The organism is Pantoea sp. ABR1s, assembly GCF_057812235.1.
Window position 1 is genome coordinate 39903 of sequence record NZ_CM173823.1, and the last position, 24578, is coordinate 64480.

Annotated in this window: 22 protein-coding genes; 2 read left to right on the forward strand and 20 right to left on the reverse strand. The window is 54.5% G+C overall.

Annotated features, from left to right (window positions below):
- Positions 1–12: 12 nt before the first annotated feature.
- On the reverse strand, positions 13–1005 hold the full coding sequence (gene xylF, locus ACXKZD_RS00195) for a D-xylose ABC transporter substrate-binding protein (protein WP_010258888.1): 993 nt from the start codon (positions 1003–1005) through the stop codon (positions 13–15).
- A 344-nt stretch (positions 1006–1349) separates the two neighbouring features.
- On the opposite strand from xylF, the gene xylA reads away from it, so the two are divergent.
- Together xylA and xylB are read left to right on the forward strand one after the other, a co-directional pair.
- A complete protein-coding gene (gene xylA / locus ACXKZD_RS00200; RefSeq protein WP_003849568.1) occupies positions 1350–2672 on the forward strand; it encodes a xylose isomerase in 1323 nt (440 codons plus the stop codon).
- Positions 2673–2689: 17 nt separating this feature from the next.
- Positions 2690–4132: a xylulokinase gene (gene xylB / locus ACXKZD_RS00205; RefSeq protein WP_346450635.1), complete on the forward strand. Its 1443-nt coding sequence runs from the start codon at positions 2690–2692 to the stop codon at positions 4130–4132.
- 166 nt (positions 4133–4298) lie between these two features.
- Here xylB and ACXKZD_RS00210 read toward each other — a convergent pair whose 3' ends face one another.
- From ACXKZD_RS00210 to mnmG, 19 genes are all read right to left on the reverse strand, one after another.
- Positions 4299–5537, reverse strand: a complete 1239-nt coding sequence (locus ACXKZD_RS00210; protein ID WP_010258883.1) for an MFS transporter — start codon at positions 5535–5537, stop codon at positions 4299–4301.
- Positions 5538–5644: 107 nt separating this feature from the next.
- Positions 5645–6379, reverse strand: coding sequence for a phosphate signaling complex protein PhoU (gene phoU, locus ACXKZD_RS00215; protein WP_010258881.1), 735 nt, complete (start codon positions 6377–6379; stop codon positions 5645–5647).
- Between the two features lie 17 nt (positions 6380–6396).
- Complete coding sequence (pstB, locus tag ACXKZD_RS00220; protein ID WP_010258879.1) at positions 6397–7170, reverse strand: phosphate ABC transporter ATP-binding protein PstB; 774 nt, start codon at positions 7168–7170, stop codon at positions 6397–6399.
- A gap of 44 nt (positions 7171–7214) precedes the next feature.
- The gene (gene pstA / locus ACXKZD_RS00225; RefSeq protein ID WP_010258878.1) at positions 7215–8105 is read right to left on the reverse strand and encodes a phosphate ABC transporter permease PstA; all 891 of its coding nucleotides are present in this window, start codon (positions 8103–8105) and stop codon (positions 7215–7217) included.
- Complete coding sequence (gene pstC / locus ACXKZD_RS00230) at positions 8102–9064, reverse strand: phosphate ABC transporter permease PstC (protein ID WP_022624789.1); 963 nt, start codon at positions 9062–9064, stop codon at positions 8102–8104. The genes pstA and pstC overlap by 4 nt, the downstream gene beginning before the upstream one ends.
- An 87-nt stretch (positions 9065–9151) precedes the next feature.
- Positions 9152–10195 (reverse strand): phosphate ABC transporter substrate-binding protein PstS, encoded by a 1044-nt coding sequence (pstS, locus tag ACXKZD_RS00235; RefSeq protein WP_488981807.1) that lies wholly within the window; start codon positions 10193–10195, stop codon positions 9152–9154.
- Between the two features lie 165 nt (positions 10196–10360).
- Positions 10361–12190 carry a glutamine--fructose-6-phosphate transaminase (isomerizing) gene (gene glmS, locus ACXKZD_RS00240; protein ID WP_010672188.1) on the reverse strand — a complete coding sequence of 610 codons (1830 nt, stop codon included), beginning with the start codon at positions 12188–12190 and terminating at the stop codon, positions 10361–10363.
- A 153-nt stretch (positions 12191–12343) separates the two neighbouring features.
- The gene (gene glmU / locus ACXKZD_RS00245) at positions 12344–13714 is read right to left on the reverse strand and encodes a bifunctional UDP-N-acetylglucosamine diphosphorylase/glucosamine-1-phosphate N-acetyltransferase GlmU (protein WP_346450636.1); all 1371 of its coding nucleotides are present in this window, start codon (positions 13712–13714) and stop codon (positions 12344–12346) included.
- Positions 13715–13874: 160 nt separating this feature from the next.
- On the reverse strand, positions 13875–14294 hold the full coding sequence (locus ACXKZD_RS00250; RefSeq protein ID WP_010258871.1) for a F0F1 ATP synthase subunit epsilon: 420 nt from the start codon (positions 14292–14294) through the stop codon (positions 13875–13877).
- Positions 14295–14318: 24 nt separating this feature from the next.
- Positions 14319–15716, reverse strand: coding sequence for a F0F1 ATP synthase subunit beta (gene atpD / locus ACXKZD_RS00255; RefSeq protein WP_010258870.1), 1398 nt, complete (start codon positions 15714–15716; stop codon positions 14319–14321).
- A gap of 30 nt (positions 15717–15746) precedes the next feature.
- Complete coding sequence (gene atpG, locus ACXKZD_RS00260; RefSeq protein WP_010258869.1) at positions 15747–16613, reverse strand: F0F1 ATP synthase subunit gamma; 867 nt, start codon at positions 16611–16613, stop codon at positions 15747–15749.
- 52 nt (positions 16614–16665) lie between these two features.
- The gene (gene atpA / locus ACXKZD_RS00265; protein WP_010258868.1) at positions 16666–18207 is read right to left on the reverse strand and encodes a F0F1 ATP synthase subunit alpha; all 1542 of its coding nucleotides are present in this window, start codon (positions 18205–18207) and stop codon (positions 16666–16668) included.
- Positions 18208–18221: 14 nt separating this feature from the next.
- Positions 18222–18755, reverse strand: coding sequence for a F0F1 ATP synthase subunit delta (gene atpH / locus ACXKZD_RS00270; RefSeq protein WP_003849530.1), 534 nt, complete (start codon positions 18753–18755; stop codon positions 18222–18224).
- Between the two features lie 14 nt (positions 18756–18769).
- Entirely contained in the window at positions 18770–19240 is a 471-nt protein-coding gene (atpF, locus tag ACXKZD_RS00275) for a F0F1 ATP synthase subunit B (protein ID WP_003849528.1), read from the reverse strand.
- A gap of 105 nt (positions 19241–19345) precedes the next feature.
- On the reverse strand, positions 19346–19585 hold the full coding sequence (atpE, locus tag ACXKZD_RS00280) for a F0F1 ATP synthase subunit C (RefSeq protein ID WP_003849523.1): 240 nt from the start codon (positions 19583–19585) through the stop codon (positions 19346–19348).
- Positions 19586–19690: 105 nt separating this feature from the next.
- The gene (gene atpB, locus ACXKZD_RS00285; RefSeq protein ID WP_010258863.1) at positions 19691–20509 is read right to left on the reverse strand and encodes a F0F1 ATP synthase subunit A; all 819 of its coding nucleotides are present in this window, start codon (positions 20507–20509) and stop codon (positions 19691–19693) included.
- Between the two features lie 8 nt (positions 20510–20517).
- Positions 20518–20898, reverse strand: a complete 381-nt coding sequence (atpI, locus tag ACXKZD_RS00290; RefSeq protein WP_010258861.1) for a F0F1 ATP synthase subunit I — start codon at positions 20896–20898, stop codon at positions 20518–20520.
- Between the two features lie 711 nt (positions 20899–21609).
- Complete coding sequence (gene rsmG, locus ACXKZD_RS00295) at positions 21610–22227, reverse strand: 16S rRNA (guanine(527)-N(7))-methyltransferase RsmG (protein ID WP_010258859.1); 618 nt, start codon at positions 22225–22227, stop codon at positions 21610–21612.
- Positions 22228–22275: 48 nt separating this feature from the next.
- Positions 22276–24165 (reverse strand): tRNA uridine-5-carboxymethylaminomethyl(34) synthesis enzyme MnmG, encoded by a 1890-nt coding sequence (gene mnmG, locus ACXKZD_RS00300; protein WP_010258857.1) that lies wholly within the window; start codon positions 24163–24165, stop codon positions 22276–22278.
- Positions 24166–24578: the final 413 nt, after the last annotated feature.

Below are 24578 nucleotides of genomic sequence, written 5' to 3' on the forward strand. Positions count from 1 at the left end.
CGCTATGCGCAGTCAGAGTTCGCTCTGTTTGTGGAAACCGTCTTTCACCACGGTGCTTTCAATATTGTCTTTGTTGACCGGAATCGGCTTCAGCAGCCGTGACGGAACCTCTTTCAGACCATTGTTCAGCGTGCTGTTGCTGGCAGGTGTTTTGCCCTCGCCCAGTTCGACGGCAATTTTCGCCGCTTCGGTGGCGAGCTCAGTGATCGGTTTGTAAACCGTCATGGTCTGGGTGCCCGCTTTGATACGCTTAATGGCTGCCAGATCGGCATCCTGACCGGAGATCGCCACTTTTCCTGCCAGCCCCTGCGCGCTCAGCGCCTGAATCGCGCCGCCTGCGGTGGCATCGTTAGAGGCCACCACCGCATCGATATGGTTGCCGTTGGCGGTCAGGGCATTTTCCATAATTTTCAGGGCATTTTCCGGCAGCCAGGCATCGACCCACTGGTCGCCAACAATTTTAATGCTGCCGTTATCAATATAGGGTTTTAACACCTTCATCTGTCCGGCACGAAACAGGCGTGCGTTATTATCCACAGGCGATCCGCCCATTAAAAAATAGTTGCCCTTAGGCACCTGTTTCACAATGCTCTCGGCCTGCAGTTCGCCCACTTTTTCATTATCGAAAGAGATATAAAAGTCGATATCGGCATTATTTATCATTCGGTCATACGCCAGCACTTTAATGCCTTCCCGTTTCGCTTCAGCGACAACATTACTCAATACCTGACCGTTGTAAGGAATAATCACCAGCACATCGACACCGCGATTGATCATATTTTCAATCTGCGACATCTGTGTCTCTTCGTTGCCGTTGGCTGACTGAACAAACACCTTCGCGCCCAGCGTCTCAGCCTGTTTTACGAAAATGTCGCGGTCTTTCTGCCAGCGTTCGAGTCGCAAATCGTCAATCGCCATGCCGATCTTCACTTCTTTTGCCACGCTGGTCTGGCTGAACAGCGCCAGCGCCGCACAGGCGGCGAGCAGTGCATGTTTCATCTTCATTGTGATCATCCTGTAGGTTGAGGCTATTGTCGTTTCAGGCCTATAAACCAGGCGGATGAATTGTTGCCCTTATTTTCCTGTTACAGCAATTACTGATTTTTATCCGGCTATTACGTTTTTTGGTTTATTTCATTTTTTATGAGCGCGATCGAGGTTTCATCTTTTTCGGACAAGAGAGCGATAATGATAAACCACCCCGTAAATAACATTATTTTGCGAGCCAGCGCACAAATAATAATTATCTGACACCCGTAGTGAAATATCGTAATTGAGCTGAGGCAGCAGCCAATATCAAATATTGCTTCAACGCAGGCCATTCGGGTACTGATGCTAAGGAGCAAACCATGCACGCTTATTTCGATCAGATCGATCGGGTTCGTTATGAAGGCACCCAGTCGACTCATCCTCTCGCTTTCCGCCACTACAATCCCGATGAGGTGATCCTCGGCAAGACCATGGCGGAGCATCTGCGCTTTGCCGCCTGTTACTGGCACACCTTCTGCTGGAATGGCGCGGATATGTTTGGTGTCGGCGCTTTTGATCGTCCGTGGCAGAAAAGCGGAGATGCGCTGCAGCAGGCAAAACTGAAAGCGGATGTGGCCTTTGAGTTTTTCCACAAGCTGAATGTGCCGTGGTACTGCTTCCATGACGTTGATGTCTCACCAGAAGGCGATTCGCTGCACAGCTACAAAGAGAATTTTGCCGCCATGACCGATAAACTGCTGGAGAAACAGCAGGAGACCGGCGTGAAACTGCTGTGGGGCACAGCCAACTGCTTTACCCATCCACGCTACGGAGCCGGGGCTGCCACCAATCCCGATCCTGAAGTTTTTGCCTGGGCAGCGACGCAGGTCTGCAGCGCCATGCAGGCGACCAAAACCCTGGGCGGCGAAAACTATGTGTTGTGGGGCGGACGCGAAGGGTACGAAACTCTGCTGAATACCGATCTGCGCCAGGAGCGCGAGCAGATTGGCCGCTTTATGCAGATGGTGGTCGAGCACAAACACAAAATTGGCTTCCAGGGAACGCTGCTAATTGAACCGAAACCGCAGGAGCCGACCAAACATCAGTATGACTATGATGTCGCGACGGTTTATGGCTTCCTGAAACAGTTCGGACTGGAGAAAGAGATCAAGGTTAACGTTGAGGCGAACCACGCCACGCTGGCGGGTCACTCTTTCCATCATGAAATTGCGACGGCCATTGCGCTGGGCATTTTTGGTTCCGTGGATGCCAACCGCGGCGATCCGCAGTGCGGCTGGGATACCGATCAGTTCCCGGTCAGCGTGGAAGAGAATGCGCTGGTGATGTACGAAATTCTCAAAGCGGGCGGCTTTACCACTGGCGGCTTAAACTTTGATGCCAAAGTGCGTCGTCAGAGCACTGATAAATACGATCTCTTCTACGGTCATATTGGCGCGATGGATACCATGGCGCTGGCGCTGAAGGTCGCCGCTCGCATGATCAGCGACGGTGAACTCGATAAGCGTGTGGCACAGCGCTACAGCGGCTGGAATGGTGAGTTCGGCCAGCAAATTTTGAAAGGTGAGTTTTCACTGGAGGCGCTGGCGGCGCATGCTCAGCAGCAGCAGCTCAATCCGCAGCATCAGAGCGGACGTCAGGAGCAGCTGGAAAATCTGGTGAATCACTACCTGTTTGATTTCTAACCCTTCAGGAGCAGAGCATGTTTATCGGGATCGATTTAGGCACCTCTGGCGTCAAAGTGGTGCTGATGGATGCACAAGGCAACGTGGTGGCGACGGAAATAGCGCCGCTGCAGGTTTCGCGTCCGCAGCCATTGTGGAGCGAACAGGATCCCGAAAGCTGGTGGCAGGCGCTGGATTTGGCCATGCAGGCGCTGAGCGCGCAGCAGGATCTGCGCGCGGTGCAGGCCATCGGGCTGAGCGGACAGATGCATGGTGCAACGCTGCTCAACAGTGCAAACCAGGTATTACGACCGGCCATGCTCTGGAATGATGGGCGCAGCGAGGCGCAGTGCCGTGAGCTGGAACAGAAGGTGCCGGATTCGCGGGCGATCACCGGCAACCTGATGATGCCCGGCTTCACGGCTCCCAAGCTGCTGTGGGTTCAGCAACATGAACCGGCAATATTCAGTCAGATCGCTCACGTGCTGTTGCCCAAAGATTACCTGCGCTGGCGATTGAGTGGCGACTTCGCCACTGATATGTCAGATGCAGCAGGCACAATGTGGCTGGATGTGGCACGGCGTGACTGGAGCGATGTGATGCTGCGCGCCTGCGACCTCAGCCGCGATCAGATGCCGCAACTCTATGAGGGCAATGCCCTGACCGGCACCTTACATGCCGAACTGGCCACACGCTGGAAGATGAACGCCGTGCCGCTGGCGGCGGGCGGTGGCGACAATGCTGCGGGTGCGATTGGTGTCGGCATGACCGAACCGGGCCAGGGCATGCTGTCGCTGGGTACGTCGGGCGTCTACTTCGTGGTGAGCGACGGCTATCTCAGCAATCCGCAGCGCGCGGTACACAGCTTCTGTCATGCGTTACCCCAGCGCTGGCATCTGATGTCGGTGATGCTCAGCGCAGCCTCCTGTCTGGACTGGGCAGCGACGCTGACCGGTTGCAGAGATGTTCCTGAGCTGCTGGCTGAAGCTGAACGCGCACGCGATGACCTGCCCGGGCTGTGGTTTCTGCCCTATCTTTCCGGTGAGCGCACGCCGCACAATAACCCGAATGCCCGGGGTGCTTTCTTTGGCTTTACCCACCAGCATGGCCGTCCCGAGCTGGCGAGATCGGTGCTGGAAGGCGTAGGGTTTGCGCTGGCGGAGGGCATGGACGCGCTGCACGACTGTGGCGTTCAGCCAAAGAGCATTATGTTGATCGGCGGCGGCGCACGCAGTGCACTGTGGCGTCAGATGCTGGCAGACATCAGCGGCCAGACGCTGGATTACTGCCATGGCGGGGAGGTTGGCCCGGCGCTGGGGGCCGCCAGGCTGGCACAGCAGGCGCTGGATGCAGAGGTCACCGTGCCGACGCCGGTTCTGGTGCAGCGACACCAGCCGGATCCGGCCCGGGTAGCGCACTACCAGCCATGTCGTGAGACCTTTGCGACGCTGTATCAACAGCTCCTGCCGCTGATGAAGTAAACCTGTGAGAACGCTCCGCCTGTTATGGATTTAAATCGCCTGTTAACGGATCCCCCTGCCATGTAATGCCAGGGGGGTAATGAAGGCAGAACAGGTGATCGTGAGCCATATTACTGACCCGGAATGGCCGGGATGACACTTACCCAGCCATACCATCACGGTAGCATCAGCCAATCGCGCCCAGCGTATCTTCCTGACCCTGTTTCTTCGGCAGCAGGAACAGCGTCGCCGCAATATCCAGCAGATAAATCAGCGCCAGCAGGGTAATCGCCGCCGTAAACGAGAACTGGCTCGCCAGCAGACCAATCACCACCGGGCCGAAGCCGCCCACACCACGACCAAGGTTGAACAGGACGTTTTGCGCGGTGGCACGCACCTGCGGCGGGAAAGTATCGGAAATCAGCGCGCCATAACCGCCAATCATGCCGTTAACAAACATCCCCATGATCGCGCCGGTAAATAACATGATGTTCGGGTCGCGCAGCTGAGCATAAACCACCACCATCACTACTGCGCCAAACTGATAGAGCAGGAAGATTTTCCAGCGTGCGAAGCGGTCGGCCAGTACGCCAAACAGCCAGATGCCAAAGGTCATCCCGACCACGGTCACCGCGGTCCAGAGGCCCGACTTCGTCAGGCTGAAGCCAAAGCTGGAGGAGAGGTAACTCGGCATCCAGATCATCAGCCCGTAGTAACCAAAGTTCTGTACTGAACAGAGGATAAAAATGCCCAGGCTGGCTTTGGCGGTGGCGCGATCGCGCACCAGCAGTTTCAGGCGCGCCGGAAAAGAGAGTGACGGCACATGTTTAACCTGCCGTTGATACGCCTCCGGTTCACCCATGCCGCGACGAATGGCAAACGAGACCAGCGCAGGCAACAAGCCGACCAGAAACATGCCGCGCCAGCCGATGATAGTCAGCAGCGGCGGTGTGATAAAGGCCGCCATCAGCACCCCGAGTTGCCAGCCGATGCCAACCCACGCTGATGCGCGGTTGCGCTTCTCAGCAGGCCAGGCTTCGGCAATCAGCGCCATGCCGATACCAAATTCGCCACCCAGACCGACACCCGCCAGCGTTCGCCAGGCGAGCAGATCCCAGTAGCCCTGCGCCACCGCGCACAGCCCGGTAAAGACCGAAAAGACCAGAATCGTGACGGTGAGCATGCGGATGCGACCATAGCGGTCGCTGAGATGACCAAATACGATGCCACCGATAACCGCGCCGATCAGCGTCCAGGTCACCAGCGATCCCGCCTGTGATGGGTTGAGCGCCAGCGAAACACTGATAGCCGGCAGCATAAAGCCGAGTATCAGCAGGTCAAATCCATCCATGGCATAACCGCTGACCGCAGCCAGCATCGCTTTGCCTGGCGTTACGCCCGGCTTAGATTGGGGAGAAGGGGACATCGTTGCGCACCTCATAAAGAAAAGTGCCGCAATTATAGAGAGAGTTCAGGATGTGACCAATTGAAAAGGCTTATCCCTGCGCCGATCAGGCGCAGGAAGAAGATTTATCAGGAAGGTCTGTTGCTGCCGTCATCGCCCGACAGTAATTCATCGAGCCGGTCACCGCCAACGTGACGGAAATCCTGACCTTTGACGAAATAGAAGATGATTTCGCAGATATTCTGGCAACGATCGCCGATACGCTCAATGGCGCGGGCACAGAACAGCGCCGTCAGCACGCTGGGAATGGTGCGCGGATCTTCCATCATGTAGGTCATCAGCTGGCGCACAATGCCTTCGTACTCTTTATCCACCTTTTTATCTTCACGGTAGATAGTGATCGCTTCATTTAGATCCATGCGTGCAAAAGCGTCCAGCACATCATGCAGCATCTGCACGGTGTGACGACCCAGCGACTCAAGGCTGACCAGCAGCGGCAGATGTTGTTGACCAAACTTCTCCAGCGCCGTGCGGCTGATCTTCTCCGCCACGTCGCCAATCCGTTCCAGCTCAGAAATGGCTTTGATGATCGCCATCACCAGTCGCAAATCGATCGCAGTTGGCTGACGTTTGGCGATGATGCGCACGCAGGCTTCATCAATCTCCACTTCCATCATATTGACCTTCTGGTCACCGTCGATCACCCGCTGCGCCAGTTCGCCATCCAGATTATGCATAGCGGTAATTGCATCGGTCAGCTGCTGCTCGACCATACCGCCCATGATCATCACCTGGGTACGGATATGCTCCAGCTCGGCATTGAACTGACCGGAGATGTGCTTATTCAGATTAAGATTATCCATGTCGATCTCCTGTCAGATCAGCCGTAGCGGCCAGTTATATAATCTTCGGTTTGCTTCTGGGCGGGTTTAGTGAACAGCGTGTCGGTATCGCTGAACTCAATCAGTTCGCCCAGATACATGAAAGCCGTATGGTCAGAGCAGCGTGCAGCCTGTTGCATGTTGTGCGTCACGATCACCACGGTGTAATCCTGTTTCAGCTCGGTGATCAGCTCCTCAATACGGCCAGTAGAGATAGGATCAAGCGCAGAGCAGGGCTCATCCAGCAGTAAGACTTCCGGGCGAATCGCGATACCGCGGGCAATGCACAGACGCTGCTGCTGGCCGCCGGAGAGACTGTAACCGCTCTGATGCAGCTTGTCTTTGGTTTCATTCCACAGCGCGGCTTTGGTCAGCGCCCACTGCACGCGCGCATCCATATCGGCACGCGACAGCTTTTCAAACAGGCGAACGCCAAAGGCGATGTTGTCATAGATCGACATCGGGAACGGCGTAGGCTTCTGAAACACCATGCCGACCCGGGCGCGCAGCAGCGCGATATCCTGCTGAGTCGCCAGAATGTTTTCGCCATCCAGCAGAATGTCCCCTTCAGCCCGCTGATCCGGATAGAGCGAGTACATTTTGTTGAAGGTCCGCAGCAGGGTCGACTTACCACAGCCCGATGGCCCGATAAACGCAGTCACCTGATTCTTAGCGATATCCAGATTGATGTTCTTCAGCGCATGATATTTGCCGTAATAGAAGTTCAGATTACGGACCTGAATTTTATCGGCTGATGCTGTCGCGATACTCATAATTCATCTCTCTTATACGGCGCCGCACAGGGCCGCGCCGGAAATTAACCGTGTTTACCTTTGGCGAAAATCACCCGCGCCACGATGTTCAGCACCAGCACGCAGAGGGTGATAATCAGCACACCTGCCCAGGCCAGGCTCTGCCATTCGGCGAACGGGCTCATGGCGAACTTAAAGATGGTGACCGGCAGGTTCGCCAGCGGCTGCATCATGTCGGTGCTCCAGAACTGGTTCGAGAGCGCCGTGAACAGCAGCGGTGCCGTTTCACCTGCAATGCGCGCAATCGCCAGCAGCACACCCGTGATGATGCCGGAGACCGACGCTTTCAGGGTGATAGACGCGATCATCTTCCACTTGGGCGTACCCAGCGCGTAAGCCGCTTCACGCATGCTGTCTGGCACCAGTCGCATCATGTTTTCGGTGGTACGAATCACAATCGGCACCTGCAGCAGCGCCAGCGCAATCACCCCGGCCCAGCCGGAGAAGTGCTGCATCTGCGACACCACAAGGGTGTAGACGAACAGGCCGACCACAATCGAGGGTGCCGAAAGCAGAATGTCGTTAATAAAGCGGATCACTTCTGCCAGTGGCGACTTGCGCCCATATTCCGCCAGATAGATACCCGCCATGATGCCCAGCGGTGTGCCGAAGAAGGTAGACCAGAAAATCAGTAATCCGCTGCCCGCCAGGGCGTTAGCCAGCCCGCCGCCCGCGGTATTGGGTGGTGGCGTTGATTCGGTGAACAGGGACCAGGAGAGCCCATCCACGCCGCGCGATACGGTGGTGAACAGGATCCACACCAGCCAGAACAGGCCAAAAGCCATGGTCAGCAGCGACAGCGTCAGCGCAATTTTATTTTTAGTGCTGCGCCAGGACTGCATTTTACGGCGTGATGCGTCCAGTTCGGCGCGCGCCTGAATTTCAATTGTGGTCATGAGCGCGCTCCTTCACTTTTCGCCAGCCGCATAATCATCAGCTTTGAAATCGCCAGCACGATAAAGGTAATCACAAACAGGATCAGTCCCAGCTCCATCAGCGCGGCGACGTGCACGCCCGATTCCGCTTCAGCGAACTCGTTGGCCAGCGCCGAGGTGATGCTGTTACCCGGCATAAACAGCGACGGGCTGTCGAGCTGGTAGGTGTTGCCGATAATAAAAGTCACCGCCATGGTTTCACCCAGCGCACGACCCAGTCCGAGCATCACACCGCCAATCACACCATTTTTGGTAAAAGGCAGTACGATGCGCCAGATCACTTCCCAGGTGGTGCAGCCGATACCGTAGGCTGACTCTTTCATCATCACCGGGGTCTGCTCAAAGACGTCGCGCATCACCGAGGCGATATAAGGGATGATCATGATCGCCAGAATCACACCCGCCGCGAGGATGCCGATACCGAAAGCGGGGCCGGAGAAAAGCTCGCCGACAATCGGAATGCCCGATAGCACGTCATTGACCGGTGTCTGGAAGTATTCGGCAAACAGCGGCGCGAAAACAAACAGACCCCACATGCCATAAACAATACTGGGAATGGCCGCCAGCAGCTCAATGGCGGTGCCCAGCGGGCGACGCAGCCAGCCTGGCGCGAGTTCGGTCAGGAACAGCGCGATACCAAAACTCACCGGTACTGCGATAATCAGGGCAATAATGGAGGTCACAAGGGTGCCGTAGATCGGTACCAGTGCACCAAATTGTTCGTTGGGCGCATCCCAGGTTTTGGTCCACAAAAAGGCGAAACCAAACTTCTGGATGCTGGGCCACGAGGAGATGATCAGGGAGACAATAATGCCGCCCATCAGTAACAGGACAATCAGCGCAGCCAGCCTGACCAGCGCGCCAAAAATTCTGTCACCTTGTTTGCCTGGGGCTTTGAATGCCGGCTTCGTTGCAGCCATAGAAGTCTCAGTCTTCAGAAGTTATCAGGACGGCATGACGCCGCCCGTTGAGTCTGACCGGACTGCTGTCCGGTCAGGGTCGGTCAATTACTGATAAAGCGCTTTACCAGAACTGTCTTTGATGTTGGCTTTCCAGGCGGCGCGAATCTGTTCAGTCACGCTCTCTGGCAGCGCAGCATAATCCAGCGCTGTGGCGGTTTTGCTGCCGCTTTTGTAAGCCCAGTCGAAGAATTTCAGTATTTCAGCGCCCTTGGCCGCATTAGCCTGATCTTTGTAGATCAGAATAAAGGTGGTTGACGAGATTGGCCAGGCATCAGCGCCCTTCTGGAAGGTCAGATCCTGCGCGAACGATTTGCTCCAGTCAGCACCTTTCGCGGCATTACTGAAGCTGGTTTCGCTTGGGGCGACCGCTTTGCCATCGGCATCGATGAGTTTGGTGTAGGTCAGGTTATTCTGTTTGGCGTAGGCGTACTCCACGTAGCCGATTGAACCCGGCAGACGCTGAACAAACGCGGCGACGCCGTCGTTGCCTTTGCCGCCCAGACCGACCGGCCAGTTGACGGTGTTACCTTTACCAATTTTGCTGTTCCAGTCCGGGTTCACTTTCGCCAGATAGCTGGTGAAGACGAACGAGGTGCCTGAACCGTCAGCGCGACGTACCACGTTGATGTTGGTCTCTGGCAGTTTCACGCCTGGGTTAAGTTTGGCAATCGCCGGGTCGTTCCACTTTTTGATGGTGCCGAGGTAGATATCACCGACGGTTTTGCCATCCAGCGTCAGCTGACCTGACTTGATACCCGGCAGGTTAACCGCCAGTACTACGCCACCGATCACGGTAGGGAACTGGAACAGGCCATTTTTTTGCAGATCTTCATCTTTCATTGGCGCATCGGACGCACCGAAATCGACGGTTTTAGCGATGATCTGTTTCACGCCGCCAGATGAACCGATACCCTGGTAGTTAACTTTGCTACCGGTGGCTTTTTGATATTCTGCTGCCCACTTGGCATAAACCGGCGCCGGGAACGTCCCGCCTGCGCCAGTGAGATCGGTTGCCGCAAAAGCAGATACCGCGCTTACGGCGAAGGTGGTGGCGAGGATTCGGGCTACGGTGCTACGCATCAGTGTCATATTCCCTCCAGGGGAGAAAAGTCAGGCTTGGGGCCGTTTTAGTAAGAATCTGTGATTGCTGCAGGAGGGAAAATAGGACAGTTTGATGACAGTGAAATGTACGAAATATGACAGTTATATGACAGAGGGCCAGAGCAAAGTGGGCCCGCGACGGGGCCCACCCGGTTATTCCACAGTAACCGATTTTGCCAGGTTACGTGGCTGATCGACGTCGGTCCCTTTGATCAGGGCGACGTGATAGGAGAGTAACTGTAGCGGCACCGTGTAGAAGATGGGCGCAATGACCTCTTCGACATGCGGCAACGGGATAATCTTCATTCCGTCACTGTCGCTGAAGCCCGCATCCTGATCGGCAAAAACATAAAGCAGGCCACCGCGTGCGCGTACCTCTTCGATGTTGGATTTGAGCTTCTCCAGCAGTTCGTTGTTAGGTGCCACCACGATCACCGGCATGTCCGCATCAATCAGCGCCAGCGGGCCATGTTTCAGCTCGCCTGCGGCGTAGGCTTCCGCATGAATGTAGGAGATCTCCTTGAGCTTCAGCGCCCCTTCCATGGCAATCGGATATTGATCGCCACGACCCAGGAACAGTGCGTGATGCTTGTCAGAGAAGCCTTCTGCCAGATTTTCAATCAGCTTATCCTGCGCCAGCATCTGCTCAATCCGGTTCGGCAACGCCTGCAGTGCATGAACGATCTCATGTTCAGTCTCGGCAGACATCCCTTTCAGACGGCCCAGTTTCGCCACCAGCATCAGCAGCACCGCTAACTGGGTGGTGAACGCTTTGGTAGAGGCGACGCCGATTTCGGTGCCCGCTTTGGTCATCAGCGCCAGGTCAGATTCCCGCACCAGTGATGAACCGGCCACGTTACAGACCGCCAGCGAGCCCAGGTAGCCCAGCTCTTTAGAGAGACGCAGCGCCGCCAGGGTATCTGCCGTTTCACCCGACTGCGACAGGGTGATCAGCAGGCTGTTTTTGCGAACAGCTGATTTGCGGTAGCGGAATTCCGAGGCAATCTCGACATCACAGGGCAGGTTTGCCAGCGACTCAAACCAGTAGCGTGACACCATGCCGGAGTTGTAGGAGGTGCCGCAGGCGATAATCTGGATATGCTCAACCTGGCTCAGCAGCGCTTCTGCGCCCGCGCCCAGTTCGCTCAGATCAACCTGACCCTGGCTGAACCGACCGCTCAGGGTGCTTTTCAGCGCCATGGGCTGTTCGTAGATCTCTTTCTGCATGTAGTGACGGTAAATGCCTTTGTCACCGGCATCATATTGCAGGTTCGACTCGATTTCGGCACGGGTCACGGTGTTGCCTTCACGGTCGATCACCGTGACATCGCGACGGCTGATCTCGGCGATATCACCCTCTTCCAGATAGATGAACCGACGGGTCACTGGCAGCAGGGCCAGCTGATCCGAGGCGATAAAGTTTTCGCCCATGCCACGACCAATCACCAGCGGGCTGCCGGAACGGGCCGCCACCAGCAGTGACGGATCGCGGCTGTCCATGATCACCATGCCATAGGCACCGCGCAGCTGCGGAATCACACGCAGTACGACTTCACGCAGCGAACCGCCCTGCTTCTGCTCCCAGTGAACCAGATGCGCCACCACTTCGGTGTCCGTTTCAGAGGCAAAGACATAACCGCGCGCGATCAGTTCAGCACGCAATGGCTCATGATTTTCAATGATGCCGTTGTGCACGATGATGATGTGCTCTGAGACGTGCGGATGCGCGTTCGCTTCCGACGGCTCGCCATGGGTTGCCCAGCGCGTGTGCGCGATGCCGGTGCCACCAATCAGCGGTTGCTGCTCAGCGGCTTCCGCCAGTTTCTGCACTTTTCCTAAACGCCGCAGGCGCGTGACGTGCCCCTGACGATCGACCACGGCCAGACCGGCCGAATCATATCCGCGATATTCAAGACGACGCAGACCTTCCAGCAGAATCTCTGCGATATCACGTTGCGCTACTGCACCAACAATTCCACACATAATGATGTTTTCCTGACTACATGGCTTTTCGCCACTTCTGTTGTCATGCGACCTGATATCCGGCTTTGCCGGTTCCCCGAGCCTTGTAGAGAGTGGGGATTATAGTTTTGGCACTGCACTGCATCGGCCCGCATTAAAGCGGGCCGTTAAAATTTATTTTTTCTTCTGTGGGCGCTGCCAGTCCGCTTTGTGATTCTGCTCTTTACGGTTATAGACCAGACCGGCCTGGGTCACATCTTTCATGATGGTCGTGCCCGCCGCAATGGTGGTCCCTGCCGCGATGCTGACCGGCGCCACCAGCTGGGTATCTGAGCCCACAAATACGTCATCGCCAATTACGGTTTTGAATTTGTTCGCACCGTCGTAGTTGCAGGTAATGGTGCCTGCACCGATATTTACGTTGTCGCCAATATCCGCATCACCGAGATAGGAGAGGTGCCCCGCTTTCGATCCTCTGCCCAGACGCGCTTTCTTCATTTCGACGAAGTTGCCCACGTGGGCAGCATCGGCCAGTTCGCTGCCAGGACGCAGACGGGCAAAAGGTCCGACGGTGCAGGCAGTGGCGAGATTCGCATCCTCGATCACCGAATAGGGGCTGATTTCACAGTCATCGCCAATCACGCTGTTTTTGATAATGCAGCCCGCGCCGATTCTGACGCGTGCGCCCAGCTTGACCTGGCCTTCAATAATGACGTTGGTGTCAATTTCAACATCCCGCCCGTGCGTCAGCGTCCCGCGCAGGTCAAAACGGGCCGGATCGCGTAGCATCACGCCAGCCAGCAGCAGCTTTTCCGCCTGTTCAGCCTGGTAAGTGCGCTCTAATGTCGCCAGCTGCAGCCGGTTGTTGACGCCATCGGTTTCACTGATGCGTGCCGGATGAACCGCGTTGATTACCCGACCTTCCTGATGCGCCAGCGCGATAATATCGGTGATGTAATACTCACCCTGCGCATTATTGTTGGTGAGCTGCGCCAGCCAGCGTTTTAAATCGCCGCCGTTGGCGATCAGAATGCCGGTGTTGATCTCTTTAATGGTGAGCTGTGCCGGGCTGGCATCTTTCTGTTCGATAATGCCGGTGATGGTGTCGTTCTCACGCACAATGCGGCCATAACCGGTTGGGTCGTCCAGTACCACGGTAAGTAAGCCAATGCCGCCCTGCGGTTTAGCTTCGCGCAGTCGCTGTAGTGTCGCCTGAGAGATCAGCGGCACGTCGCCGTAAAGCATCATGATATCTTCATCATCAGCGAATGCGGGCGCTGCCTGCTGCATCGCATGGCCAGTGCCGAGCTGCTCGGCCTGCAGTACCCAGTTGAGCGAGCTGTCAGTGAGGGTCGCCTTCAGGCGATCGCCGCCGTGACCATAAACCAGATGGACCTGCTGTGCGCCCAGCCCTTTAGCCGCGTCAATCACATGCTGAACCATGGGTTTGCCTGCCAGCGTATGCAGAACTTTAGGCAGATCGGAATACATACGGGTGCCCTTGCCAGCAGCAAGGATCACCACACTCATCGCACTGTTAGACATAACTATCCTGAGTGAATTTTTACGGGTGAAAGTAAAACGGTTTGGGATTGAGATTACTACATTTTTCTCAGGCCGAAATTAGGCGGACAGGCAGATCAGGCGCAGCAGACAAAAAAAATGCCAGCCCGAGGGCTGGCATTTCATGACGCATAAAGCTGGATTACATCGCTTTTTTGGTCAGTTCGATCACGCGCAGTTTAGCAATGGCTTTCGCCAGCTCGGCAGAGGCCTGAGCATAGTCCACGTCGCCGTGGCTGCTGTTCATATGGTCTTCTGCTTTGCGTTTTGCTTCCAGAGCGCGCGCTTCGTCCAGATCGGTACCGCGGATAGCGGTATCGGCCAGAACGGTGCTGCTGCCCGGTTGCACTTCCAGCACGCCGCCAGAGAGGTAGATAAACTCCTCTTCGCCGTGCTGTTTCACGATACGGATCATTCCAGGCTTAATGGCAGTCAGCAGCGGCGCATGGCCAGGGAAAATCCCCAGTTCACCTTCGCTACCTGACACCTGAATTTTCTGTACCAGACCAGAGAACAACTGCTCCTCTGCGCTGACCACATCCAGGTGATAAGTCATAGCCATAATCTTCCTCCCGGGAAACCGTTATTACAGTTTCTTCGCTTTTTCCACGGCTTCTTCGATGGCGCCAACCATGTAGAAGGCCTGCTCTGGCAGGTGGTCAAACTCACCTTCCATGATGCCTTTAAAGCCACGGATAGTGTCTTTCAGCGTCACGTATTTGCCCGGTGAACCGGTGAATACTTCTGCAACGAAGAACGGCTGAGACAGGAAGCGCTGAATCTTACGCGCACGTGCCACCAGCAGTTTGTCTTCTTCAGACAGCTCATCCATACCGAGGATGGCGATGATGTCTTTCAGTTCCTGATAACGCTGCAGCAGTGACTGAACGCCACGTGCAACATCATAGTGCTCCTGACCGACAACCAGCGGATCCAGCTGACGGCTGGTAGAGTCCAGCGGGTCAACGGCCGGGTAGATACCCAGAGAGGCGATCTGACGGCTCAGCGTTACCGTTGAGTCTAAGTGCGCAAAGGTAGTTGCTGGTGATGGGTCAGTCAGGTCATCCGCAGGGACGTAAACGGCCTGTACGGAGGTGATTGAACCGGTCTTGGTGGAGGTAATACGCTCCTGCAACACACCCATCTCTTCTGCCAGCGTTGGCTGGTAACCTACCGCAGATGGCATACGACCCAGCAGTGCAGAAACTTCTGTACCGGCCAGGGTATAACGGTAGATGTTATCGATGAACAGCAGAACGTCGCGGCCTTCATCACGGAATTTTTCCGCCATGGTCAGACCGGTCAGTGCTACGCGCAGACGGTTACCCGGCGGCTCGTTCATCTGGCCATAGACCAGTGCAACTTTATCGATAACGTTAGAGTCAGTCATTTCGTGGTAGAAGTCGTTACCCTCACGAGTACGCTCACCCACACCGGCAAACACTGAGTAACCTGAGTGTTCAGCCGCGATGTTACGGATCAGTTCCATCATGTTGACGGTTTTACCTACACCCGCACCACCGAACAGACCGACTTTACCGCCTTTAGCAAACGGACACATCAGGTCGATAACCTTGATGCCGGTTTCCAGCAGTTCCTGCGAGTTAGACTGATCTTCATAAGAAGGGGCTGCGCGGTGAATAGAGGCGATCTCTACTGCGCTGCCATCTTCTTCTTTCAGCTCGCCTTTCATATCGATTGGCTCGCCGAGAACGTTCATGATACGGCCCAGGGTCGCTTTACCGACGGGTACCTGAATCGGTTTCTGCAGGTCGTTGACGCTCAGACCACGCTTCAGGCCGTCAGACGTACCCATTGCGATGGTACGTACTACGCCGCCGCCGAGCTGCTGCTGAACTTCCAGCACCAGACGCGCATCACCATTCATAACCTCGAGGGCGCTGTACACTTGCGGTACCGCGTCCTGAGGGAATTCGACGTCAACAACGGCGCCGATAATCTGGACAATCTTTCCAGTTGCCATCTTGAATCCTCTACCTAATTCCAAACCTGGTTAAACCGCGGAGGCTCCACCGACAATCTCGGTAAGTTCCTGGGTGATGCTGGCCTGACGAGCTTTGTTGTACACCAACTGCAGCTCTTTGATCAGATTTCCGCCGTTATCGGTTGCGGCTTTCATCGCTACCATACGTGCGGCCTGCTCACTGGCCAGATTTTCCACCACACCCTGATAAACCTGCGATTCGACATAACGACGCAGCAGGGTATCCAGCAGCGCTTTCGGATCGGGTTCATACAGGTAATCCCAGGTCTTCGCCTTCATCTCTTCTTCACCTTCCGCTGGCGGTAACGGCAGCAGTTGGGTGATGGTCGGAGTCTGAGACATGGTGTTATTGAATTTGTTATTGACGATCATCAGCTTGTCGATGCGGCCTTCATCATAAGCCTGCAACATCACTTTTACCGGGCCAATCAGGTCAGACAGGGTAGGTTTATCACCCATGCCACTGACTTGCGCCACAATGTTGCCACCCACAGCATTAAAGAATGACGCCCCTTTTGAACCGATAATCGACAGATCGCTCTGCACGCCTTTATCGGACCAGGACTTCATATCCGCCAGTAACTTTTTGAACAGGTTAATGTTCAAACCACCACAAAGCCCGCGGTCAGTTGAAACGACCAGGTAGCCGACGCGCTTCACGTCGCGCTCTTCCAGGTAAGGGTGCTTGTATTCCAGATTACCCAACGCAAGGTGACCAATCACTTTGCGCATGGTTTCTGCATACGGACGGCTGGCCGCCATGCGTTCCTGCGTTTTACGCATCTTGGAGGCGGCGACCATTTCCATCGCTTTGGTGATCTTCTGCGTGTTTTTCACGCTTCCAATCTTGCTTCGTATCTCTTTTGCGCCGGCCATTAGCTTCTCCTCAAAGCCTTGCGGCCTGCCTTTTCAGACAAGCCGCCAGACATTACCAGGACTGGGTTGCTTTAAACGTCTCGACCAGGCCTTTCAGCTTGGCTTCGATATCGTTATTAAAGTTACCCGACTGGTTGATTTCAGCCATCAGCTCAGCGTGGTCGCGATCGGCGAAGGCCAGCAGTGCAGCTTCGAAGCTGCCAATTTTTGCCAGTTCAACGTCGTTCAGATAGCCACGCTCTGCAGCGAACAGAACCAGACCCTGCTGTGCGACAGACATCGGCGCATACTGTTTCTGCTTCAGCAGCTCGGTCACTTTCTGACCGTGGCTCAGCTGTTTGCGGGTTGCATCATCCAGATCAGAGGCGAACTGCGAGAATGCCGCCAGTTCACGATACTGTGCCAGCGCGGTACGGATACCACCGGACAGTTTCTTGATGATCTTGGTCTGTGCAGCACCACCTACGCGGGATACCGAAATACCTGGGTTAACGGCCGGACGAATACCGGAGTTGAACAGGTTCGATTCCAGGAAGATCTGACCATCAGTAATCGAGATTACGTTGGTCGGAACGAACGCAGAAACGTCGCCCGCCTGGGTTTCGATGATCGGCAGCGCGGTCAGTGAACCGGTTTTACCTGTCACTGCGCCATTGGTGAAACGCTCTACATAATCAGCGCTTACGCGTGATGCACGTTCCAGCAGACGGGAGTGGAGATAGAACACGTCGCCAGGGAATGCTTCACGACCTGGTGGACGGCGCAGCAGCAGAGAAATCTGACGGTACGCGACAGCCTGCTTAGAAAGGTCATCGTATACGATCAGCGCATCTTCACCGCGGTCACGGAAGTATTCGCCCATCGCACAGCCTGCGTACGGAGAGAGATACTGCAGTGCAGCAGATTCAGAAGCAGACGCCACAACAACGATGGTGTTCTGCAGTGCGCCATGCTCTTCCAGCTTACGAACCACGTTAGAGATGGTTGAGGCTTTCTGACCAATCGCAACGTAGACACACTTGATGCCTGAGTCGCGCTGGTTGATGATCGCATCGATCGCCATTGCGGTTTTACCGGTCTGACGGTCACCGATGATCAGCTCACGCTGGCCACGGCCAATTGGAATCATCGCATCGACCGACTTATAACCGGTCTGAACCGGCTGGTCGACTGACTGACGGTCGATAACGCCAGGTGCAATGACTTCAACCGGTGAGAAACCGTCGTTGTCGATTGCGCCTTTACCGTCGATAGGAGCACCCAGGGTGTTCACTACGCGGCCCAGCAGGCCACGGCCTACCGGTACTTCAAGAATACGGCCAGTACACTTAACCTTCATGCCTTCGGCGAGGTCAGCGTAAGGGCCCATCACCACTGCACCAACCGAGTCACGCTCGAGGTTCAGGGCGATAGCGTAACGGTTGCCCGGCAGGGCAATCATCTCACCCTGCATGACATCGGCCAGGCCGTGTACGCGGATGATACCGTCACTTACAGAAACAATCGTACCTTCGTTGTGAGCTTCACTCACGACATTGAACTGAGCAATGCGCTGCTTGATCAGTTCGCTGATTTCGGTGGAATTCAGTTGCATATGCTCCAGTCCCCTTAAGACTGCAAGACGTCAGCCAGACGGTCAAGACGGCCGCGTACGCTGCCATCAATAACCAGATCACCCGAACGGATGATCACGCCTGCCATCACAGACTTATCAATTTTGCAATTCAGCTTAACTTTGCGTGACAGACGTTTTTCCATCGCGGCGCTGATTTTATTCAGCTGGTCGTCACTCAGCGTACTAGCGGAGATAACATCAACTTCAGCGGTGGCTTCATGAGCGTCACGCAGTTCGATGTATTGGGCCAGTACAGCCGGAAGCGCTGTCAAACGTCCGTTTTCCGCCATCACCTTAATCAGGTTCTGCGCGGGTTCATCCAGTTGATCACCACAGACTGCGTTAAACGACGCTGCCAGCGCTTCGGGTGCTAATGCACCTGAGAGAAGATCAGCCATCTGTTCATTGCGAGCCACTTCTGCGGCAAACGCCAGCATCTGTTGCCAGCGTTCAATACTTTGATGCTCAACAGCAAAGTCAAAAGCTGCTTTGGCGTAGGGGCGAGCTACAGTAATCAGATCAGACATCAGCCCCTCCCTCCTTACAGTTCAGCGACCAGTTTATCAACGATGTCGCTGTTAGCAGCTTCATCCACGGAGCGTTCGATGATCTTCTCGGCGCCAGCCATAGCCAGCAACGCGACCTGCTTACGCAGTTCTTCACGCGCACGTTTGCGTTCAGCGTCAATTTCAGCCTGCGCTTGTGTCACGATGCGATTACGTTCGTTTTCAGCTTCGGTTTTGGCTTCGTCCAGAATCTGCGCGCGACGCTTGTTCGCTTGCTCGATAATGACCTGAGCGTCTTCTTTGGCTTTTTTCAGCTGGTCGGTCGCATTAGCCTGCGCGAGATCCAAATCTTTCTTTGCACGTTCAGCAGAAGCAAGGCCTTCAGCAATTTCTTTCTGGCGCTTTTCGATAGCAGCCATGAGCGGCGGCCATACGTACTTCATGCAGAACGCGACAAACAGGATGAACGCGATAGCCTGGCCGAGGATTGTTGCATTAATGTTCACAGCACAATGCCTCTAGATTGAGTATTTAACTTTTCTGCCGTTATCAACGATAAGCGGCAGAATCCGTTCACCCTTGCACATTGTGCGCTGAGTGAACACAGGGCTTTAGGCGACAGCAAACATCACGTACAGACCCAGACCAACAGCGATCATCGGGATTGCATCCACCAGACCCATTACAACAAAGAACTGCGTACGCAGCAGAGGAATCAGGTCAGGCTGACGAGCAGCGCCTTCCAGGAATTTTCCTCCGAGGATGCCGATACCGATCGCAGCACCGATTGCCGCCAGGCCCATCATCACAGCGGCAGCCATGTACAGCAGATCCATATTCAGGTTTTCCATGACAGTCTCCAGTTTGTTTCAGTTAAATGCTCCCTTCATCTTCCGGGCTTCAGCGGTGTGCGCTGCAACCCGAAATCAAGAGGGAAAGTAGTGTTGAGAAAAAAATCAATGTTCTTCAGATGCCATCGACAGATAGACAATCGTGAGGACCATGAAAATGAAAGCCTGTAGCGAAATGATCAGGATGTGGAAAATGGCCCACGGCACATTCAGCACCCACTGCGACCACCACGGCAACAGACCGGCAATAAGGATAAAGATCAGTTCACCCGCATACATGTTACCGAACAGTCGTAAACCCAGTGATACAGGCTTAGACAGCAGGCTCACACCTTCCAGAATCAGGTTGATCGGGATGAAGATCGGGTGGTTAAAAGGCTGCAGCGTCAGCTCTTTAGTGAAGCCGCCAATGCCTTTCATTTTGATGCTGTAGAACAGAATCAAAATAAATACGCCCAACGCCATAGATAGCGTGATGTTCACGTCTGCAGACGGTACGACGCGCAGCGCCGGTAACCCCAATACGTGCTCGCCAATATATGGCAGCAAGTCGATTGGCAGCAGATCCATGAAGTTCATCAGGAAGACCCAGACAAAGATTGTCAGAGCCAGCGGGGCGATAAGTTTGCTCTTACCGTGATACATGTCGCGCACGTTACTATCGACGAAACCGACAACCAGTTCGATAGCCGCCTGCATTTTCCCTGGCACACCGCTGGTGGCAGATTTTGCCACGCTACGGAACAACACCAGGAAGATGATTCCCAGCACCATAGAGAAAAACATGGAATCGATATTTAATACCCAGAACGTCGCGGGAGCGTCGTGCGGATTCACTATCTCGAAGGTACGCAGGTCCAACTGAAGATGAGTCAGGTGGTGACCAATGTACTCTTGCGGAGTAGAGATTTCTCCTGCAGCCATGATGCCTCTTACCCTTTGTTGTTAATTACCGCCGGTGCCAGCATTTGTACCACCAGCACCGATAACCAGGTTATTCCGACCGGCCAGAAAACCGCTCCGAATAGACCCAACGCCACAATGAGCAAAATGATGGTCGCAAACACTTTGGCTATTTCACCCAAAGCGAAGCTCCACGCGACTCGCCCCGAAGCTGGGGTTTGCCCCTGCAGGCGCCAGGCTAAAAACAAAAACAATACGTTTGGCAGCCAGGCTGCCGCACCGCCAGCAAGAGCAGAGAGACCCCAGATGACATCTTTAAGAGCAAAGAGTGCACCGATGATGACTATCGTCACCAGCTGAATCATCAGCACCGTTCGGGCGTATTTTACACTGTAAAGAGACACTGACATGACGCTGATACTCTCCTGCCCCGTTAGGGGTATGTCGCGTGTCGTATAAGACTGCCTTTGCGCAGTTGAGTCAAGCAGCAAAAGCCGTGCAAATTATACGGGCCGCATCTGCGATTTCAATCGGTAAGTAGCGAAAAGGTGAACAATTATTTAAATTTCTTTCCGGAGGGCTATTTTTCTAAAGATTACCCTGCAGAGATTCACCCTAATCTGACTGAAAATTCTCTCGCAACTTGCTTTTAAAGCGTGCTTTAGATCACATAATAAGCACTTTCACTACACTGAGTTTTATCTTCGCGCTATTTAAGAACAATCTGTATTACAAATTAACTCAATAAAATCAAAGTATTGAAATTATAAAAATGCATCTGCAAGACTATTTTCACAGAAAACACGCTATTGACATCGAACTGTGCTTAAGAATCGTGTAATTGATATTACGCACGCAAAGTTATTACCGCGATATATTTTCTGCCGTGACTACTTTTATTCAGCGACCCGCCTATACAAGTGATATTTCTGATAACTGAATGTGAATTAAACGTTAAATGTAACAGAGCTTTTCGGATAATTTCCGTCAGCGTTTTAACCTTCGGTCAGCCAGGGCTTAATCAAAATCTTTTATTGATAGCGCATCATCTGCACTTTTTTCATCCCGGAACTGACGAAAATCACTGGCAGATAAACGCTAAATCTCTGCCAGTCGAAAGCCTATTGGTGACGAAGAATGACCAGGTGGCGATCACCTTCCAGCTGCGGTACCTGCAACTTAATCACAGCATCAGAGACGTAGCCTGCCGGTAACTCCGCAATTTCATCGTCCGGACGCACGCCTTTAAGCGCGAAGAAGCGCCCTTCTCTTCCCGGCAGATGATGACACCAGTTCACCATGTCGGTCAGCGAGGCAAATGCACGACTGATCACGCCATCAAAGGGCGGCTCAGCCGGGAACGCCTCAACCCGGCTCTGCACCGGAGTAATGTTAGTGAGTCCTAACTCATGCTGAACCTGACGCAGGAAACGCACCCGCTTACCCAGGCTGTCGAGCAACGTAAAGTGCGCATCAGGCATCACGATAGCCAGCGGAATGCCAGGCAGTCCTGGTCCGGTTCCCACATCAATGAAACGTGAGCCTTGCAGATGCGGCGCCACCACGATGCTGTCGAGGATATGGCGTACCAGCATCTGCTGCGGATCGCGCACTGATGTCAGATTGTAGGCTTTGTTCCACTTATCCAGCAGGCCGACATAGGCAACCAGCTGCTGTTTTTGTTGATCGGAGAGGGAAATACCGGCTGCCTGTAGCAGCGACGTGAGTGTGTTGATCACAGCATAAGTCCATTCAGCGGGGGCGAGTCTCCTCGCCCCGTTTTCAGATCAGGCGCTTTTACGCAGCAGACCCTGTTTTTTCAGATAGATAAGCAGAATTGAGATGGCCGCCGGCGTAATACCGGAGATACGCGTCGCCTGACCAATCGAACTCGGTTTGTGATCGTTCAGCTTGGCGATAACCTCATTTGAGAGGCCGTTCACCTGGCGATAGTCGAGCTCCACCGGTAACAGCGTGTTCTCGTTACGCAGCTGGCGATCGATCTCTTCCTGCTGACGCGCGATATAACCTTCATATTTGACCTGAATCTCAACCTGCTCAGCGGCCTGCTCATCAGCCAGTGCCGGACCAAAGGCATCCAGCGTCATCAGCTTCAGATAGGTCAGCTCAGGACGGCGCAGCAGATCTTCGCCGCTCGCTTCTTTGGTCAGCGGCGCACTGAGTACCGTATTCACTTCCGTCACGTGCTCTGACTTCGGATGGACCCAGATATCGCGCAGGCGCTGACGCTCCTGTTCAATTGCTTCCAGCTTCTGATTGAAACGTGCCCAGCGCGCATCATCCACCAGACCCAGTTCACGACCGGTTTCGGTCAGACGCAGATCGGCATTGTCTTCGCGCAGCATCAGACGATATTCAGCACGGGAGGTAAACATCCGGTACGGCTCTTTGGTACCGAGCGTGCAGAGGTCATCAACCAGTACACCCAGATAAGCCTGGTCACGACGTGGTGCCCAGCCCTCTTTGTCCGCAGACTGACGGGCGGCGTTCAGCCCCGCCAGCATCCCCTGTGCAGCGGCTTCTTCGTAGCCGGTTGTGCCGTTGATCTGGCCGGCAAAGAACAGGCCGTGAATAAATTTGCTCTCCAGCGTCAGTTTGAGATCGCGTGGATCGAAGAAGTCATACTCGATGGCATAGCCCGGACGCACGATCTTCGCATTCTCCATGCCCTGCATGGAACGAACGATCTGAATCTGCACATCGAATGGCAGACTGGTTGAGATGCCATTCGGGTAGATCTCATTGCTGGTCAGCCCTTCCGGCTCCAGGAAGATCTGATGCGAGTTACGATCGGCAAAGCGCATCACTTTGTCTTCGATAGACGGGCAATAGCGTGGACCGATCCCCTCGATGATCCCGGCATACATCGGGCTGCGATCCAGATTATTGCGGATCACCTCATGGGTTTTCTCATTGGTGTGAGTGATCCAGCACGGTACCTGCTGCGGATGCTGAGACGCATTGCCCATAAACGAGAACACCGGCATCGGGTTATCGCCGTGCTGCGGGCTGAGCACTGAAAAATCGATGGTGCGCGCATCGATACGCGGTGGCGTACCAGTCTTGAGGCGGTCTACCCGCAGCGGCAGCGCACGCAGTCGTTTTGCCAGCGGAATGGACGGGGGATCACCTGCACGACCGCCACTGTAATTATCCAGACCGATATGAATTTTGCCGTCAAGGAACGTGCCGACGGTGAGGACGACGGTTTTCGCGCGGAACTTCAGTCCCATCTGGGTGACTGCACCCACCACACGATCGTTTTCCACGATAAGATCGTCGACCGCCTGCTGGAAGATCATCAGATTGGGCTGGTTCTCCAGGGCCGTACGCACTGCCTGGCGATAGAGCACGCGATCCGCCTGAGCACGGGTTGCCCGCACTGCCGGACCTTTGCTGGCGTTTAGTATCCTAAACTGGATACCCGCCTGGTCAATCGCACTGGCCATCAGACCACCCAGGGCATCCACTTCCTTCACCAAATGTCCTTTGCCAATCCCACCAATCGCCGGGTTACAGGACATTTGTCCAAGCGTATCAATGTTATGGGTGAGTAACAGGGTTTGCTGACCCATTCGGGCTGCCGCCATTGCGGCTTCGGTGCCCGCATGACCACCACCAATTACGATGACGTCAAAAGGATCCTGATAAAACATGAAGTGGTACCTCGGTTGATGAACTTGCAGGATCGTCGTCCTGGGGCGTGGATTCTACTCAAATTCCGTCTGGGGTGAAAGCCGCGGGATCGTCCGGTTTTAAAAGAAAGGATCTTAGATCTGTATATGATCTTTCTGTTAGATCTCTTATTAGGATCCCGCTTTTCTGTGGATATGTGCCAGAAGCACAGCAGAAACAACAGGATGAAGAGGATCACTACCTGTTAGTGATCGGTGATCCTGATCCGTATAAGCTGGGATCAAAATGGTATGTTATCCACAGCTCAAAATTCATTCTACGGTTGTTCTTTGGATAACTACCGGTTATACGCAGTAAAAGAGGGTAGTTATCCACAAAATAAACGAGCGGAAAAGGATAAAATCAGCATCTTCCACTGGGGATCGTCACTATT